The organism is Escherichia sp. R1 (genome assembly GCF_003000935.1).
GTDB classification, from domain to species: domain Bacteria; phylum Pseudomonadota; class Gammaproteobacteria; order Enterobacterales; family Enterobacteriaceae; genus Escherichia; species Escherichia coli.
The window spans coordinates 315221-333275 of record NZ_PSRU01000002.1 but is presented as its reverse complement, the minus strand read 5'-3'; the positions used below and the strand labels follow the sequence as shown (position 1 = coordinate 333275).

General features: G+C 52.1%; 17 protein-coding genes. 2 read left to right on the top strand and 15 right to left on the bottom strand.

The window, feature by feature from the left end; genetic code table 11:
- Positions 1-39 precede the first annotated feature (39 nt).
- The 15 genes from cpsG to wza form a co-directional block, all read right to left on the bottom strand.
- Entirely contained in the window at positions 40-1410 is a 1371-nt protein-coding gene (gene cpsG, locus C4F37_RS04315) for a colanic acid biosynthesis phosphomannomutase CpsG (protein WP_001314854.1), read from the bottom strand.
- Positions 1411-1602: 192 nt separating this feature from the next.
- Complete coding sequence (cpsB, locus tag C4F37_RS04310; protein ID WP_001538925.1) at positions 1603-3039, bottom strand: mannose-1-phosphate guanyltransferase; 1437 nt, start codon at positions 3037-3039, stop codon at positions 1603-1605.
- 2 nt (positions 3040-3041) lie between these two features.
- Entirely contained in the window at positions 3042-4265 is a 1224-nt protein-coding gene (gene wcaI, locus C4F37_RS04305) for a colanic acid biosynthesis fucosyltransferase WcaI (RefSeq protein ID WP_001538926.1), read from the bottom strand.
- Entirely contained in the window at positions 4262-4741 is a 480-nt protein-coding gene (gmm, locus tag C4F37_RS04300; RefSeq protein WP_024186851.1) for a GDP-mannose mannosyl hydrolase, read from the bottom strand. Before gmm ends, wcaI begins: the two co-directional genes overlap by 4 nt.
- 2 nt (positions 4742-4743) lie before the next feature.
- A complete protein-coding gene (gene fcl / locus C4F37_RS04295) occupies positions 4744-5709 on the bottom strand; it encodes a GDP-L-fucose synthase (protein ID WP_000043612.1) in 966 nt (321 codons plus the stop codon).
- A gap of 2 nt (positions 5710-5711) precedes the next feature.
- On the bottom strand, positions 5712-6833 hold the full coding sequence (gmd, locus tag C4F37_RS04290; protein ID WP_000048190.1) for a GDP-mannose 4,6-dehydratase: 1122 nt from the start codon (positions 6831-6833) through the stop codon (positions 5712-5714).
- A 26-nt stretch (positions 6834-6859) separates the two neighbouring features.
- Positions 6860-7408, bottom strand: a complete 549-nt coding sequence (gene wcaF / locus C4F37_RS04285; RefSeq protein ID WP_001153594.1) for a colanic acid biosynthesis acetyltransferase WcaF — start codon at positions 7406-7408, stop codon at positions 6860-6862.
- 15 nt (positions 7409-7423) lie between these two features.
- Positions 7424-8170: a colanic acid biosynthesis glycosyltransferase WcaE gene (wcaE, locus tag C4F37_RS04280; protein WP_001358117.1), complete on the bottom strand. Its 747-nt coding sequence runs from the start codon at positions 8168-8170 to the stop codon at positions 7424-7426.
- Positions 8171-8180: 10 nt separating this feature from the next.
- Positions 8181-9398 carry a colanic acid polymerase WcaD gene (gene wcaD / locus C4F37_RS04275; protein WP_001538929.1) on the bottom strand — a complete coding sequence of 406 codons (1218 nt, stop codon included), beginning with the start codon at positions 9396-9398 and terminating at the stop codon, positions 8181-8183.
- Entirely contained in the window at positions 9373-10590 is a 1218-nt protein-coding gene (gene wcaC / locus C4F37_RS04270) for a colanic acid biosynthesis glycosyltransferase WcaC (RefSeq protein WP_001023884.1), read from the bottom strand. The genes wcaD and wcaC overlap by 26 nt, the downstream gene beginning before the upstream one ends.
- On the bottom strand, positions 10587-11075 hold the full coding sequence (gene wcaB / locus C4F37_RS04265) for a colanic acid biosynthesis acetyltransferase WcaB (RefSeq protein WP_000888740.1): 489 nt from the start codon (positions 11073-11075) through the stop codon (positions 10587-10589). The genes wcaC and wcaB overlap by 4 nt, the downstream gene beginning before the upstream one ends.
- A gap of 2 nt (positions 11076-11077) precedes the next feature.
- Positions 11078-11917: a colanic acid biosynthesis glycosyltransferase WcaA gene (gene wcaA, locus C4F37_RS04260; protein WP_001538930.1), complete on the bottom strand. Its 840-nt coding sequence runs from the start codon at positions 11915-11917 to the stop codon at positions 11078-11080.
- Positions 11918-12045: 128 nt separating this feature from the next.
- On the bottom strand, positions 12046-14208 hold the full coding sequence (wzc, locus tag C4F37_RS04255; RefSeq protein WP_001538931.1) for a tyrosine-protein kinase Wzc: 2163 nt from the start codon (positions 14206-14208) through the stop codon (positions 12046-12048).
- Between the two features lie 2 nt (positions 14209-14210).
- Positions 14211-14654 carry a low molecular weight protein-tyrosine-phosphatase Wzb gene (gene wzb / locus C4F37_RS04250; protein ID WP_000482901.1) on the bottom strand — a complete coding sequence of 148 codons (444 nt, stop codon included), beginning with the start codon at positions 14652-14654 and terminating at the stop codon, positions 14211-14213.
- Between the two features lie 5 nt (positions 14655-14659).
- A complete protein-coding gene (gene wza, locus C4F37_RS04245) occupies positions 14660-15799 on the bottom strand; it encodes a polysaccharide export protein Wza (protein ID WP_000978098.1) in 1140 nt (379 codons plus the stop codon).
- Positions 15800-16107: 308 nt separating this feature from the next.
- Between wza and C4F37_RS27500 the strand changes: the two genes are divergently transcribed.
- Together C4F37_RS27500 and C4F37_RS04240 are read left to right on the top strand one after the other, a co-directional pair.
- On the top strand, positions 16108-16257 hold the full coding sequence (locus C4F37_RS27500) for a hypothetical protein (RefSeq protein WP_162829205.1): 150 nt from the start codon (positions 16108-16110) through the stop codon (positions 16255-16257).
- 200 nt (positions 16258-16457) lie between these two features.
- On the top strand, positions 16458-18041 hold the full coding sequence (locus tag C4F37_RS04240; protein WP_000454700.1) for a TerC family protein: 1584 nt from the start codon (positions 16458-16460) through the stop codon (positions 18039-18041).
- Positions 18042-18055 lie beyond the last annotated feature (14 nt).

Below are 18055 nucleotides of genomic sequence, written 5' to 3'. Positions count from 1 at the left end.
AGCCCCTTACCCGCAAGTGGGGTAAGGGAAGATCCGACATTACTCGTTCAGCAACGTCAGCAGAGTTCGCGTTCGCGCTTCCATCAGCGGCACATCACCGCGTGATTCCACATTCAACCGCACCACCGGCTCGGTGTTGGAGGAGCGCAGGTTAAAGCGCCAGTCGGCAAAGGTCATGCTGATGCCATCGGTACGATCCACCGCCAGTGCCTCGCGGCTAAAATGCTGTTCGACGCGGTTAATCGCCTCAACGGGGTGCGCCAGTTTGCTGTTGATCTCACCGCTTGCCGGAAACGCAGCCATCCGGTCGCGCACCAGTTCGCCCAGCGTTTTCCCTTTCAGGCACACCAGTTCGGCGACCAGCAGCCACGGGATCATGCCGCTGTCGCAGTAAGCGAAATCACGGAAGTAATGGTGAGCGCTCATTTCGCCACCGTAGATGGCGTCTTCCTTGCGCATACGTTCTTTAATAAAGGCGTGTCCGGTTTTCGACATTACCGGCGTGCCACCTGCGGCAGTCACCACATCAACGGTGTTCCAGGAGAGACGCGGATCGTGGATGATCTTCGCGCCGGGATTTTTTTCGAGGAACGCTTCTGCCAGCAAACCGACAATGTAGTAGCCTTCAATAAACTGCCCTTTTTCGTCAAACAGGAAGCAGCGGTCAAAATCGCCATCAAAGGCAATACCCATATCCGCGCCGTGTTTGATGACCGCATTGCGGGTGTCGTCGCGGCATTCCGGCAGCAGCGGGTTAGGAATTCCGTTGGGGAAATTGCCGTCCGGCGTGTTGTGCACTTTGATCAATTCCACTGGTGCGCCGAGGGCTTTAAAGCGGGCTTCAATGGCGTCCACCACCGGACCCGCTGCGCCATTCCCGGAGTTGATCACCAGCTTGAGCGGCGTGAGGTTTTTGACGTTGATATAACCGAACAGGTGATCAACGTATGCATCACGCAGGTTGATTTGCTGATAGCGACCGCGTTTGGTTTCATCGACGGGGGGAAAGTCGTTGGCTTCTGCCAGACGCTGGACATCGCGCAGTCCGGTATCGCCGCTGATCGGGCGAGCCCCCTCGCGCACCAGCTTCATGCCGTTATAATCCATCGGGTTATGGCTGGCAGTAACTTCGATGCCGCCATCCACGCCGAGATGGAACGTGGCGAAATAAATCTCTTCGGTGCCGGACATGCCAATATCCAGCACATCGACGCCCGCATCCTGTAAACCTTTCGCCAGCGCCAGTTTTAAGGTTTCGCTGGTGAGGCGGACATCACCGCCTAACACAATGGTTTTCGGTTTGAGAAATTCGCCATAGGCGCGACCAATGCGCCAGGCAATATCTTCATTCAGTTCTTCGCCTAATTTCCCGCGAATATCATAGGCTTTAAAGCAGGTTAATTTTTTCATATCGTTACCCTTTTTCAGGCAATAGTTGGCCCTGACCGAAACGGCCAATTTTGTTTTTGTCGTTATTTACATCGCGGTTTCGCATTCATTGCCTGATGCGACGCTGCCGCGTCTTATCAGGCCTACAAACCCGAACCGTAGGTCGGATAAGGCGTTCACGCCGCATCCGACAAACAGCGCCTGATGCGACGTTTACACCCGTCCGTAGCGATCCGCGAAGCGCACCACATCATCCTCTTCGAGATAAGAGCCGGAGCGCACTTCAATTAAATCGAGCGGAATTATCCCCGGGTTTTCCAGGCAATGCGTCGCCCCCAGCGGAATATAAATGGACTCGTTTTCACCAAGCAGTTTGATATCACCGTCGATAGTGACTTTTGCCGTTCCCGCGACAACCACCCAGTGTTCCGCGCGGTGATGGTGCATCTGTACCGACAAGCCTTCGCCCGGTTTCACGGTGATGCGTTTCACCTGGTAGCGGTCGCCCGCGTCGATAGAGTCATATTTGCCCCACGGACGATACACTTCGCGATGCACCCGATGCTCATGGCGACCATCAGCTTTGATCTGCTCGACCACTTTTTTCACATCCTGCACCGCGTTACGGTCGGCAATCAGCACTGCATCTTTGGTCTGCACTACCACCAAATCTTTCACCCCGACGGTGGTGACCAGGCCAGATTCGGCATACACATAGCTGTTTTCAGTTTTGTGATTAATCACATCGCCATGGCAAACGTTGCCCTCGGCGGTGTGGGCACTGATCTCCCATAAAGAGGACCAGGAACCGACATCGCTCCAGCCCGCATCCATCGGCACCACAACGGCATCTGCCGTGCGTTCCATGACCGCGTAATCTACCGACTCTTCCGGACAGGCGAGAAACGCCTCTTCATCCACACGAATAAAATCGAGATCCGGATCGACGGCGCTCATCGCTTTTTCACAGGCATCGAGAATATCCGGACGATACTTTTTCAGTTCTTCGAGATAACGTCCGGCACGGAACAGGAACATACCGCTGTTCCAGTAATATTCGCCACTTGCCACATAGGCCTGCGCGGTTTCCAGATTCGGTTTTTCGACAAACTGCGCCACTTCAAAGGCCACCGTATCCTGCTCACCCGCCGACACTTCACCGCGACGAATATAGCCATAACCGGTTTCTGGTAGATCCGGCACAATGCCGAAGGTCACCAGCTTGCCCGCTTCAGCATACGGCATGGCGTTACGCACGGCGGCGCGGAACGCATCTTCGTCGGCAATCACATGATCCGCCGCCAGCACCAGCATTAATGGGTCGTTCTCCGGGCTATGACGTTTTGCCGCCAGCGCCGCCAGCGCAATGGCCGGTGCAGTGTTACGCCCTGCCGGTTCGAGAATAATGTTCTCGGTGAGTTTGTTCAGTTGACGCAGCTGTTCCGCGACAATAAAGCGGTGCTGCTCATTGCAAATCACCACCGGGCTTTCGCACTCCACGCCATTCAGGCGGCAGATGGTGGTTTGCAGCATGGTGAGATCGCCTTTCAGGCATAAAAACTGCTTGGGGTAAAGTACGCGGGAAAGCGGCCATAAGCGGCTACCGGAGCCACCTGCCATCACAACTGGATAGAGTTTCGACTGCGCCATAATTATCCCCGAATATCATTTATAAATTGACGTAACACGTTCTCTTTATCGAGCGTGCGTTCGGCATATTCACGTGCCACCGTGTTGTGTTTGGGCAGCAGGAGCGCCTGACGAATCCCTGCCACCAGCGCCTCGACCGATTCCGGTTCCACGCAAACCGCAATGCCCGGAAAGGTTTCGCAAAGCTGCCCCAGTTCGGTGTGGGCTTCTGCGGTAATCACCGCGTTACCGCCTACCGCCAGAATATTGGTCAGTTTCGACGGCAATACGGCATCTGCCGCGCCGCGTTTTTGCACCACCAGATGGCAATCCCCCATCTTCAGCAGTGCGGGTAAAGCGTCATACGATTGCAGCGGAAAAAATTGCATGTTGCGCAGTCCACGCTGCTGCGCCATTTTTTCCAGCCGCGCTTTGCCGCCGCCCTGCCCGACAATGGCAAAAATAAGCGGTTCATCGCGCAGGCGATCGGCAGCTTCAATAACGTTTTCCAGCCCCTGCTTTTCACCAATATTGCCGGAGTAAAGAATGATTTTTTTGTTATCCGGCAGGCCAAGCTGGTTACGAAGGGCATCAACATCGGCGTCTGCGACATGCTGAAAACGGGCAATTTCTGACCAGTTGGGGAAGAAGATGACGTTTTCCGCCGCCACGCCTTTCTCGATAGCTCTATTCATCATCGAACGCGAAATCGTGGAGACGTTATCGACGTTATGCAGTCCGCTACGTTCGAACGCCGTTGCCAGCTGTGCCACTTTGCCGCCTTTACCTTTTCCGGCAAGGCCCAGCCCCAGCATGGCGTCCACTTCGTAATCCTGAATATGGAGCACCGTGCGCGCACCAGACAGTTTCGCCAGCAGGCGCATTCCTGGCGTGCAAAACAGCGTTGGCACCACGCCGATAATGCGATCCGGCTTCCAGCGACGTTGCGCCATCAGCGGAAAGAAACTGCTGGCGGCAAAACTGCCGAGATGCAACAGGCGTTTCAGGGTGCTCGGCTGTTTTGGCACGTACAGCGGGCAGCGCCACACCGTGGCGGCCCCCTCTTCCCGTTTGTACCGCCAGGCGGAATAGTTCTCGCCCACCTGCCATTGCGGGTAGTAAGGCGGTGCGGTAATAACCCGCACCTCATGACCTTGTGCCGCCAGCCATTCCACCATCTCGCCGGTGTACTTGCCGATGCCGGTTAACTCCGGCGAGTAGTTAATGCCGTAGACCAGTATTTTCATAATCCGGGTACTCCGGCACGCTTCTCAGCGAGAAAATAGGCGCGGCTGTTAGCGTGAACATTGTCACTGGCAAGCAACGTGTCCGGCGTCAGCCAGCGGTAATCGTCATGCTGCTCATCCGGCAGTAACAGTTCTTCTTCCGCGACTCTGAAGCGAAAACCGAGCACCACATAGTGAGTAGTGAAATCCGTGCCGGAGAAGTTATCGTCATAAAAGTGCTGCCAGACACCGTAAAACTGGCCTGCTGTTATCGGCAGACGCAACCCAAGTTCCGCCATCGTCAGCCGCTCAAATGCGGCCTCCAGCGTTTCGTCTTTCTGCACGCGCCCTCCCGGCACAAACCAGTAACCCTGCGCCGGGCGGTTGGTTCTTTTGCCAAGCAGAAACTCGCCGCGACTGTTCTCGACTATAAAATCGAGAGAGACAAGCGGAGTGGAGCGCACTACCGTGGCAAAGTCTTCCTGACGTAAAAACATCATTACCCCCGAAAGCGGTCTTGATTCTCAAGGAACCACTGGTAAGTGCTGGCAAGCCCCGCTTCCAGTGAGATTTCGTGATACCAGCCAAGCTGATGCAGGCGCGTCACATCCAGCAGTTTGCGCGGTGTGCCATCCGGTTTACTGGCATCAAAAACCACCCGACCTTTGTAACCCACCACTTTGGCGATGGTTTGCGCCAGCTCGCGGATAGTGCAGTCAACGCCCGTGCCGACGTTAATGTGCGACAGCATCGGCCGGGTGTTCTCCTGCCAGACTTCGTGCGCCAGCTCCATGACATGAATGCTCGCCGCTGCCATATCATCAACGTGTAGAAATTCGCGCATCGGCGTACCGCTGCCCCACACCACCACGTCCGGCGCATTCTGTGCCGTCGCCTCATGGAAGCGACGCAGCAATGCTGGGATCACATGCGAATTACTCGGGTGGAAGTTGTCGTGTGGCCCGTACAGGTTGGTTGGCATGACTGAGCGGTAATCCCGTCCGTACTGGCGGTTGTAAGATTCACACAGTTTGATCCCGGCGATTTTGGCAATGGCATAAGGCTCGTTGGTCGGCTCCAGCGTACCCTGCAACAACTCGCTTTCTGCCATCGGCTGTTTTGCCAGTTTCGGGTAGATACAGGACGATCCGAGAAACAGCAGTTTGTTCACGTCGTTCTGATGCGCGGCGTGAATGATGTTGCTCTCAATCATCATGTTCTGGTAGATGAAATCCGCCGGATAGGTGTTGTTGGCAACAATGCCGCCCACTTTCGCCGCCGCCAGATAGACCTGGTCAATACGTTCGCTGGCAAAGAAATCATGCACCGCGCGGCTGTCCAGCAGGTTCAGTTCATCGCGGGTGCGTAATACCAGCTCCACATCACCGCGCTGTTCGAGCTGTCGCCTGATGGCGGAACCGACCATTCCGCGATGGCCAGCGATAAAAATGCGTTGTTTACTCATGCTTATGACTCCAGCGCGATCGCCACGTCGTAGCCGTGAGATTTCAGCAGAGAGTGTTTTTTCGCCGCTTCGAGGTCATTAGCCACCATTTCAGACACCATCTCTCTGAGGGTGATTTCCGGTTTCCAGCCCAGTTTTTCGTGCGCTTTGGTCGGGTCGCCGAGCAGCGTTTCAACTTCCGCCGGACGGAAGTAACGCGGGTCAACGGCGATAATCACATCGCCCGGTTTAACGCCCGGCGCGTCATGCCCGGTGACGGAAACCACAATGCCCTTCTCTTCAACACCCGTGCCTTCAAAGCGCAGTTTGATGCCCAGTTGTGCTGCCGCCATTTCCACGAACTGACGTACGGAGTACTGAACGCCGGTCGCGATAACGAAATCTTCCGGTTGTTCCTGTTGCAGCATCATCCACTGCATTTTTACGTAGTCTTTGGCATGGCCCCAGTCACGCAGGGAATCCATATTGCCGAGATACAGGCACGACTCCAGCCCCTGGGCGATGTTGGCGATTGCGCGGGTGATTTTGCGGGTAACGAAAGTCTCGCCACGGCGCGGGGATTCATGGTTGAAGAGAATACCGTTACAGGCGTACATGCCGTAGGATTCGCGGTAGTTAACGGTTATCCAGTAGGCGTACAGTTTGGCAACCGCATACGGAGATCGCGGGTAGAACGGCGTGGTCTCTTTCTGCGGAATTTCCTGCACCAGACCGTACAGTTCAGAAGTAGAAGCCTGATAGAAACGGGTTTTCTTTTCCAGACCGAGGAAGCGGATCGCCTCGAGCAGGCGCAGCGTCCCCATCGCATCAACGTCTGCGGTATATTCCGGTGACTCAAAAGAAACCGCAACGTGGCTCATTGCGCCCAGGTTGTACACTTCATCCGGCTGCACTTCACGCAAAATGCGCGTCAGGTTGGAGGTATCACTCAGGTCGCCATAATGCAGATGGAATTTCGGGTTGCAGGTGTGCGGATCCTGATAAATGTGATCCACGCGCTCGGTGTTGAATGACGATGCACGACGCTTAATACCATGCACCTCGTAACCTTTTTCCAGCAGAAACTCTGCCAGGTAAGAACCGTCTTGTCCGGTTACACCGGTGATGAGAGCGACTTTTGACATGTCTTATTCCTCTGTATTTTTTGAATTTATTCAGTTTCAACGCGTTTGCGTATCACCACTGCGGGGTTCCCCCGGCAAACCACATTTGCCGGAAGCGATTTAAAAACACTGCTTCGCGCACCCACGACGGTGCCGTTGCCGATCGTGACGCCTGGGGCAACAAAGACATCGGTTGCCAGCCAGCATTTCTCGCCAATCACAATAGGCGTGGCGTTAATGGTGAAATGTTGACTTGCATGGTCGTGGCTCCCGGTGCATAAATAACTTTTTTGCGATATCACCGAATGTGCGCCAATGGTTATTTCACCGAGGGTATATAAATTGACCTCATCGCCGACCCACGCGTAATCACCTAAGGTTAATTTCCACGGATAGGTAATTTTTACTGACGGACGAATAACTACGTTTTTTCCTATTTTTGCGCCGAATAAACGTAATAAAAATGCCCGCCAGCGATACAATACTTGTGGCGACCAGGCAAATATTGTTGCCTGTACCGCCCACCACAATTGCACTTTAATAGCATTGCTGCCCCGGAACCCTTTCGGCACCGAGAAACCGCTTAAATCCTGCATCGTTTTCCCTTATATTCAGCTTTTGTTATATAAGGCTTTCGTCTTTGAGGTAGTACGCTGGCGTAAATGCCAGGATAATTCTGCCCAGAAGCCAGGTACATGTAATATTTGCCGTTGGACTTTTTTCGCGTCAGCACACAATTCCATATTATTGGTGGTAGATACCCCACCCATGGAAAATTCAGACACCAGGCCATTGAGTTTTTTAAATACATAACCGGCTTTATACATTTTGGCTGCCAGCGCGTAGTCGGAAGAAACTTTATATTCCAGGTCATAACGCCATTTTTTCAAGCCGGATACTGGAAAAAATATCGCCTGATGACTGGCGGGCAGGCTGTGATAAATATACCACCCCGGTTTGGCGCTACGTTTAATCTTATGCCCGTCGCCAAAATCCAGCAGCGCATCGCCGGTGATCATCATGTTATCTTTTTGCACTTTTAACTTACGGACAAAATTTGCGGCATCCTGATGAAAAATATCGCCTGAATTGAGAAACAGCGCGAACTTGCCTTGCGCCATCGCAATGCCTTTGTTCATAGCGTCGTAGATACCGTTATCTGGCTCGCTGACAAAGCGTAGGTTATAGATACCATTGAGATTTTCCAGATACTCACGGGTGCCGTCATTGGAACCGCCATCGACAACAATCCATTCGAAGCTGATATCGTCCGCCTGCGCCAGATGCGCCAGCGAGGCATGTGTTTTGACTATCCCTTCGAGGTTACGAAACGCGACAGTGATTATGCTAAGCAACATGTTCTTATTCTTACCTCGTAATATTTAACGCTTTTCGCAAAATAAACGGACAGACGATTAAAAATGCATATTCTGGGCTAAATATCGAACCGGTAAAAAACAGCGATACCGGAGTAAAAAGATATAATTGCACGCGAAAATTGCGGTTATCACCAAAAGCGTTGATCATCATTTTTATCACTTTCCCCATGTACCACAGCGATAAAAACACTGCGAACCAGGAAAAATAAATAATCAGCAGATACAAACCATTGTCTATGGTTTTTCCGACATCCGCACCGTTAAATATTCCGAATGATGCGACATATTCATAAAGTGAGCCAAATCTGACTACACCGTCAATATGGGTCAAAGAATAACCGACCATCACCAGCGGACCGACAATACGATAATACGATGACGATCCTTCTGTACCTAAATCGCCCAGACGGGTGGAAATATAAGGAAACGCGATTACCACACCAACCAGGAATACAGCCAGAGAAATCAATGCTAACGGTAACTTTTTCTTAATCGCCTCTTTATTCAGATATTGAAATGCCCACTCCAGCAAATAAAACAGGATAAAGGTCATAACCCCTGAAAACGATCCGGATAATATTATCCCTGCGAGAATCATAGCATCGGTTTTAGGCGTTTTGATACCAAACTGTTTGATGCTGAGCCAAATTGAGATTAATGCCAGAGCGAAAAATGCCGGTTCGAAATAAAGTGCTGTCGTGCGCTTGCCGCCGAATTTGATGAAATTCAGCACATAGCTGTTGCTGTAAATCAGATATTTCGAAATCGACTCCATAATACTGCTGCCGCCGGTGAGGATAATTTGCGCCATCTCCACTGCCGCCAGCGCCACCACCAGCCCGACCACCAGATAAAAGAAACGTAATATCTTGCGATGGTTGTGTGGCGAAATCGTTTTAAAGCGAATACTCCACACCATGCCAATAATGATCACAATATAGACAAACAGCATGGTTGAAGTGACGTATTTACCGGCATCCAACGACTGACCAAACAGGTAGTTAAACGCCGTGAGTCCCGCGCCAATCCCTAAGGTAATCATCAATTTTTTAACGCTGATGCGTTCTAAAAACAGCAGTAACAAGACAGGTAAAAAAGTGACGATGGTGATGGGGAAACTTTCGCCAAGCTGGGCGATTTTGACATTAACCAACAGGTAAATCAGCGGCAGCAGCAGGTAGCTACAGATTCTGATAGAAGTTGACATACTCCTCCAGCATCTGTTGTCCACTGTAGGCGGCGCGGCTGCGTTGGCTGAACTCAGCCAGCGTGGTACCAAATATCGCCTGCGCGATTTCCGGTTTGCTTAACTGCACCAGTTGCAGCACGTCTTCTTCGCTGACGGTTTTACCGCCGGATTTTTGCAGCACTTCCCGCGCCGCGTCGCTATGGGTGGCAATCACCGGCACGCCAATCGATAGCGCCTCACACAAAATCAGCGGGTAGTTATCGACGCGAGAACTGAATACCAGCGCATCCATCTGATTGAGCGCGCTCATCAACTTGCGCTTGTCAGTTTCAAAGCCGTGATTAACCACGTTGCCAGCGGTGAACGGCGAGAACTTACCAAAGGTATGCAGTTCAATTTTGTCGCCCAGCGCCATCATCTCACGTACCAGTTGCTGGTTAGTTTTGCCGTCGTAACGCAGATCATGCGCCACCACCGCGATTTTCGGCTTGTCCTGGGTTTCGCGCACCGGAGGCAAGTCCGCCAGAATCGCTTCGGTTGCCATATCAATACCGTTATTGATAATCCGGCAACGCCCTGGACCGTACAGACTATTGAAAGCATCAGCCACATGCTGGCTGGGGGAAATAAACTGACAGCCCAGTGCCAGCATCTCGCGGAATAACTGGCGTTTACCCGCCACCAGCTGGTGCGCGCGATCAATCTTCACCGGTGGATAGTTATTTAAGGTCGGGCATTTCTGGCAGCCCGTTTTCCAGCCTTCGCAACCGTCGGTAAAGGCGCAGCGTCCGGTAACGCTCCAGTGATCGTGTAACGTCCAGACCAGAGTGATATCCGGTTTATGGTTTTTCACTTTTTCGCAAAAGCGCACCACGCTCTTAAGATTCAACCAGTAGCTGTGCAGCACATGAAAATGCAGGACCACCGGACCCGGTGTGCGAGTAATGGTGCGATATAACTCATTGAAATTGCCGAACAGATCGCGATTAAACAGACGAAACAACGCAATGTTCGCCATCGCGGTCATCCGCGGCGTATGTTTGATGACCTGCGGATAGTTTTGATGACTGACGCTCTCTTTGCCGCCTTTGCCGTAGCCGTAGACAAAATGTGATGCCAGCCCCTGTTGCAGCGCACGCTGGTGGAGATCTAACGCCACACCTGCTGCCCCGCCTTCCGCCAGTCGCACATTGAATTGCAGAATATTCATTTAATTACCTTCACTCGCGCTTTTTCTCCCACCACCAGCGCGTTGTCCGGGACAGAGTCGAGCACCACGCTGCCCGCGCCCACGGTGACGTTGTTACCAAGCGTGATATCACCAAGAATAATGACGTTGGCACCGAGTTCGACGCCGTTGCCAATGTGTGGACATGCCATGTTATCGGCACCACGATTGCCGATAGTGACGCCGTGGCGAATGGTGAAATCATCCCCCGCGACCACGTTTTTATTGATCACTACGGCGTAACCGTGATGGATAGTAAAGCGTCGACCTATGGTCGCGGCGGCCTGGATTTCATAACCGAAAAAGCATTCGGTGATAATGCGATACAGCACCAGCAGCGGGGCCGCCCACAGATTGTTGAGGACGTTCTTTTTGCGCCACACCGAACAAAAATGAGCGACGCGATAGGCAAGAACCATGCAGCACGGACGTAAACTCCAGCTGTTGGCGCGCAGATCTTCCAGCATCTTTAGCGCCCCCGAATACCATCAGCCAGACGTTTGCCGTTACGCACCGACAGCAGCGTCAGCAAAGTGCGCCAGGTCATGCGTTTATTGCGGATCTGGTAGAGGGTAAACAGCTGATATTTTTTGCTGGCGCGGTCGAATTTGTCTTTGTGCTTGCGGTAAAAGTGGAAGTATCCGGAGAATTTTTTCGGTGACGAGGTGATCTGCATTTCACCATGATTGATATGCAGGATCTGCGTCGCCTCTTCCACTTTCCACGGTTCGCCGTACTCCACCACCATCCGCAGGAAGATGTCGTAATCCTGTGCCGCTTTCAGTTTGGTATCGAACAAGCACTCTTTGAAACGCCACGCCCAGGTAAAGACCTGATTGCCAATGATATTGCGTTTGTAAAACAGGCGGCGTGAATACGGCGATTTGGGATACAGCGGCAAGCTTGCCGGTTGGGAATAAACTTCGCCCTGGCAAACGTAGTCGTTAGCGTACAAAAAGGCGTGTGTGACCAGTTGCTGTTTATGGGCGAGGAAGACGCTCAGGCGGTTGGGTATCCATTCATCGTCGTCATCGATCCCGGTGATGTATTCCCCTTGCGCCAGCATAATCGCCTGGTTACGTACCGCGCACGCCCCGCTGTTAATGTCGTTGTGAATGTAAGTGATACGCGGATCGTTGAGGGCGGTGACGTACTGTTGTAGTTGTTCCCAGGAGGTGGAGCAATCATCCACGATGATCATCTCCCAGTTGTTGTAGTCCTGGCGCAGGACCGATTTTATCGCCCGAATCGCCAGTTGTTGGCGGTTCCAGGTCGGCATATAGATTGAAATCAGCGGATTGTCTTTCATAGGTTGTTCTCCCGGAGTATCGAGATGTTCTGCCGGTTTATAAGCTGGTTTACAGGTTCTGTTGCCGGATGCGGCGTGAACGTAGGTCGGATAAGATGCGTCAGCATCGCATCCGACAGCGGATCTCGTTATTTCGCATCCGACTTATATTCGTATTCGTAATAGCCATAATCCTGATACGCGCTGGCGCGGCGGAAGATGGAGTTCAGAATCACCCCTTTCACCGGAATACCGTTTTGCTCAAAGCGGCTCAGACTGGTTTCCACTTCTTTCAATGTGTTGACCGCATAACGCGCCACCATCAACGTGGTTCCGACATGACGACCAACAATTGCCGCATCGGTCACTGCCAGAATCGGCGGCGTATCAATCAACACCAGGTCGTAGTTTTTACTCGCCCACTTCACCAGTTCGGCAAAGCGTTCGCTCATTAACAGTTCAGAAGGATTTGGCGGTACCTGACCGCGCGGGATCAGGTCAAATTTGGCAATAGAGGTCGGTTTAGCAGCGGTAGTAATATCGCCCTGTCCAATCAGAATTTCCGACAGGCCATTAACGTTATTAGTGCCCAACAGCTCGTGGGTGTAGCCTTTGCGCATATCGCAGTCGATCAACAACACCCGTTTATTGGTCTGGCTAATCACCGCCGCCAGGTTGGCGCAGACAAAGGTTTTACCGATTGACGGGCTAACCCCGGTCATCATCAACACATTGTTCTGTGCCTGCATCATCGCGAAGTGCAGACTGGTACGCAGACTACGGATGGCTTCAATCGCCAGATCGGTTGGATTCCCCACCGCCAGTAGCTGGCTCTGTTTATAGCGTTTAATCCCTTTGATGGTTTTGACGCTATCGCGCGCTTTCTGCCACTCCGACAGCGGGATGCTGGCATAAACGCTGATACCGTGTTCTTCCAGCACCTGCGGGCTTTCGATACCGCGATTAAACAACGAGCGCAGCAGCACACCCACGATAGAGAGCATCAGGCCAAGGATAATCGCCCCAAGGATAATCAGCCCTTTCTTCGGTTTCAGTACACCTGGCTGGGTGATTGCCGGGTCGACAATGCGCACATCGCCGACGGTGCTGGCTTCGGTGATTTTCAGCTCCTGCTCTTTATTCAGCAGTTGCATATAGACCTGCTGACCAGACTCGACATCGCGGGTCAGACGCACAATTTCCTGCTGGGTTTTCGGCATCGCCGTTACGCGACCATTAAGTTTGGCTTTTTCGTCTTCCAGCGCCTGCCGTTTCTCCAGCAGCGTGCGGTACGCCGGGTGAACTTTGGTGTACAGCTTGGAGATTTCCGCCTCTTTAAAGGTCAGTTCGTTCAACTGCGCGTCGATGTTCACCATCGAATCGAGCACCGCTTTCGCTTCCAGCGGCAGATCAACTGAATCTTTATCCTGACGGAAGGCATTCAGTTTGTTTTCGGCAACATCAAGGCGGCTACGTACTTCCGGTAACTGTTGCGCGAGGAAAGCGAGGCTTTTCGACGCTTCCGCCGATTTGCGCTCAATATTTTGTTCCTGATAGTTACGGGCGATGCTGTTAAGAATGTCGCGGATCTGTTCGCGATCTTCACCGGTGTAAGTCAGGCTCAGAACACCTGCGTCTTTGCCGTTCTCCGTTACCGTCAGGCTGTTTTGCAGTTGGTTGATCATCCCCAGCGTGGAGTATTTGGTGACGGTAAACTCACTGCCCGGGCTGGCGTGAATGGCTTCAACCATCAGCGTGACGCCTTCTTTTTTCAGCATCTGGCCCGCTTGCCCACGGGCGCTAAAGCCGCCATCGCTGCTCAGGGTGTAGTTTTTGTTGTCCAGCACATTAAGCGTAAACACCTGATCCGCCATCTCCTTCGGTCGGTTAAAGGTGGTCACTTTCACCGTCTCGTTCTGGCGTCCCATCAGGCGATCCCAGCCCGCACCGAAAATCGGGAACGTGTTTTTGCTCACCGCAATATCAAGGTCGAGATCGTCCACCGTTTTACCAAGCACCAGACGCGAACGAATCAACTGGATCTCGGCGTCCGATGCAGGCGGTTTGTTGGCTAATGCCGATCCGATATCCTGCACTAACGAATTGCCGCTGCTTTGTTCGATTTGTACCAGTGCGTCGGCGCTGTATATCGGCGTAGCGAAGAAGGTGTAAACCACGGCACAGAGGGCGAATACGGCGGTAATGCCAATCACCCACCAGCGTGCTTCAATGATGGTGCCGACCAGGCGACCAATATCGATTTCATCACTGCCCGTTACCGGAGCGGCATGTTGTTTTACTTTTTCTGTCATTCTTATACCTGCTCTGCGTTCAATGCCTGCGCCCACTGGCGGGCAGACCGTTCAAGTAATGTGTACACCGCTGCAAACGTTTCCCGGCTTTTGCGATATGGATCGGGGATTTCACATTCGTTATCCCAGTGACCAAACAGCATCACTTTGCCGCGCATCTCGGGTGCCATCTCGCATAAGCGTTCGATATGGCGCTTTTCCATGGTCAGAATCAGGTCGTAGTTGCGACACAGACGGCGGCTGATTTGCCGTGCGCAATGACCTTCCAGAGACAGTTGATGTTCTGCGGCGACGCTGATAGCGGTAGGATCAGCGCCCTTTCCGACCAGCGCGCCGAGTCCAGCGGACTCCACTTTTAGCTCCGGGTGATAACGTTGCAGTAAGCGTTCCGCCGTCGGGGAACGGCAAATATTGCCGACACAGACAACTAAGATGTTGTTAAACATGACGATTACCAGTTATGAATGTCGCTGGCTGTATCCGTCATGTAACGGACACCGCTAATAGTTGGCAGCAACTGATTGATCAGACGGTTCCAGCGGGATACCGGGGCGGTGGTGACATACACCACGTCATAAGGTTGCAGGCGGAATTCTGTCGCCATTACCAGCGACGTCGCATCGGACATATCCAGCTGGTAGATATTGGCAATCTTGCCGTTACGCCCGCTCTCGCCTTTCAGCGGACGAATGACAAAGATGCCGCTGGCGTTGGAGGTGGTCATGTCGATACCTTCAGCATTGCCCAGGGCTTCAGTCAGGGTCATGCCGCTAAAGTCCATTTTCAGGGTGCTCTGTTTCTTCACTTCACCCATCACAAACACTTTCAGATCATCATTACGTGGCACGTAAAGAATATCGCCGGGGTAAAGCAGTCGGTTCTGATTGAGGTCGCCGTTTTGCATCAGCGCCTGCAAAGAAATGCGCTCTTCACGACCATTGTGTGTTAGCACCACGTTGCGCCAGTCAGCGGTGTCGGTCAGGCCACCTGCGGCGTTGATAGCGTCGAGAATGGTCAGAGGCACGTTGGTAATGGCCTGTTGACCGGATTTATTCACCTGACCGGAGATATAGGCTTTTTGCGAGCGGAAGGCGGCGATATTAACGTCCACCTGCGGATCAGCGATGTACGTCGCTAAGCGCCCGGTAATATCACTGCGGATTTCAGCGAGCGTTTTCCCCACGACGTGAACCTTGCCGATATACGGGTAGAACATGGTGCCGTCAGGCTGTACCCAGTTGCCGGTGTCGCTGGAGCTGCGGTACTGACCGGCTGGCGTGGTGAGCTCCGGGTGATCCCAGACGGTGACATTAAGAACGTCCCCCGGCCCGACGCGATACTGGTAATTCGCGATCTCGCTTTCCAGCGTCATATTGGGGCGCGCTACGTTGGGGCGTGGGCGTAATTGGTCAATCAGGCGCGGGGTCAGCGGATAAACATTCACCATTTTGTCGAGATCGAAATCAGCGTCCTGCTGTTTGATGACGTCTTTACCCATCGTCGACATATTGCTGCCCGGAAGTACTGTGCAACCGCTTATCAAGGTTACTGACACCAATAATGGCATCAATTTCATTTTGGATTTCATCATTGTTTATTTATCACTTTGGCAGAGTAATTATCCTGTGCACTATTAATAGCAATGTCGCCATGCACATTTACCTTGCAGTTAATTGAATAAAAATTTAACAGGCATCAGTCCTAAAAAAATTGATTTCATCCGCAGGCTATTGACAGAATAATTCAGACTGGTCTCTCAGGCATCCAGACACGCTACCGCCCCTGGCTTTTTAGCTACCAATACACTGATTTAGCTTAATTTTTCAAACCCTCTCTGCATACAGTCGTTGATGAGAAAGGGTTATTGCGGAAATTAATTTCCGAATATAAGGTGACATTATGGTAATTGAATATTGGCTCTCCAATAATGCAGGAGGAAGTGTTACAGCTAACGGAATAGCAGGCAAGGTAACAATTCGGCAATTGGCTATTTTTAAGAATTATATTAAGTGTCATTCAATATGGTTTTTAGGAGTTTCTTTAGGTTGACAATATTTAATATGGCGTTTCCACATGCGATATTTCTTAAATAACGCTTTATTATTACCACTTATAATTCGGGGATAATGTGAGGTTATAACCCTCAAATAATATGAGATAAATAGTGCTGCAACATTGCATTTTTGCCCCGATTTATCCATGATCGAATTGTGACATTTGTCATACAACGAATAGGTTTTGTACTTACTATGGAATGGATTGCCGATCCGTCTATCTGGGCTGGGTTAATCACGCTGATTGTGATCGAACTGGTCCTCGGCATTGATAACCTGGTCTTTATTGCCATCCTCGCCGAAAAACTACCGCCTAAGCAGCGCGACCGCGCACGGGTTACCGGGCTCCTGCTGGCGATGTTAATGCGCCTGTTACTGCTGGCGTCAATCTCCTGGCTGGTCACCCTGACTCAACCGCTGTTCAGCTTCCGCTCGTTTACCTTTAGCGCCCGCGATTTAATCATGCTGTTTGGTGGTTTCTTCCTGTTGTTCAAAGCCACGATGGAGCTGAACGAACGGCTGGAAGGGAAAGACAGCAATAACCCCACCCAACGCAAAGGTGCGAAGTTCTGGGGGGTGGTGACACAAATTGTGGTACTGGACGCCATCTTCTCACTCGACTCGGTGATTACCGCCGTCGGGATGGTCGACCATTTACTGGTCATGATGGCCGCCGTGGTTATCGCTATCAGCCTGATGTTGATGGCCAGCAAGCCGTTAACCCAGTTCGTTAACAGTCACCCGACGATCGTTATTCTCTGCTTAAGCTTCCTGTTGATGATTGGCTTTAGCCTGGTGGCGGAAGGTTTCGGCTTCGTCATTCCGAAAGGCTACCTGTACGCTGCCATTGGTTTCTCGGTGATGATCGAGGCACTCAATCAGTTGGCTATCTTTAACCGACGACGTTTTCTTTCCGCTAACCAGACACTGCGCCAGCGGACTACCGAAGCGGTAATGCGCCTGCTTAGCGGGCAAAAAGAAGATGCGGAACTGGACGCCGAAACCGCGTCCATGCTGGTGGATCATGGTAACCAGCAGATCTTTAATCCGCAGGAACGGCGGATGATTGAGCGGGTACTTAATCTTAACCAGCGTACCGTCAGCAGCATTATGACATCGCGCCACGATATTGAGCATATCGATCTCAACGCGCCGGAAGACGAGATCCGCCAGTTACTGGAGCGAAATCAGCATACGCGGCTTGTTGTTACTGATGGCGATGACGCAGAAGATTTGCTCGGTGTTGTTCACGTTATCGACCTGTTACAACAGTCACTGCGCGGCGAACCGCTCAACCTGCGGGTGTTGATTCGTCAGCCGCTGGTGTTCCCGGAAACCTTGCCGTTGTTACCTGCCCTGGAGCAGTTCCGTAATGCCCGCACACACTTTGCTTTTGTGGTGGATGAGTTTGGCTCGGTGGAAGGGATTGTGACATTAAGTGACGTCACTGAAACCATTGCCGGTAACTTACCGAACGAAGTGGAAGAGATCGACGCCCGCCATGATATTCAGAAGAATGCGGACGGTTCCTGGACGGCGAATGGCCATATGCCGCTGGAAGATCTGGTGCAATATGTGCCGCTGCCGCTGGATGAAAAACGTGAATATCACACCATTGCCGGGCTATTGATGGAATATTTGCAGCGTATTCCAAAACCTGGCGAAGAAGTTCAGGTGGGGGATTATTTGCTTAAAACGTTGCAGGTGGAAAGCCATCGCGTGCAGAAGGTACAGATTATTCCGCTGCATAAGGATGGCGAGATGGAGTACGAGGTGTGATGGCATGTAGGCCT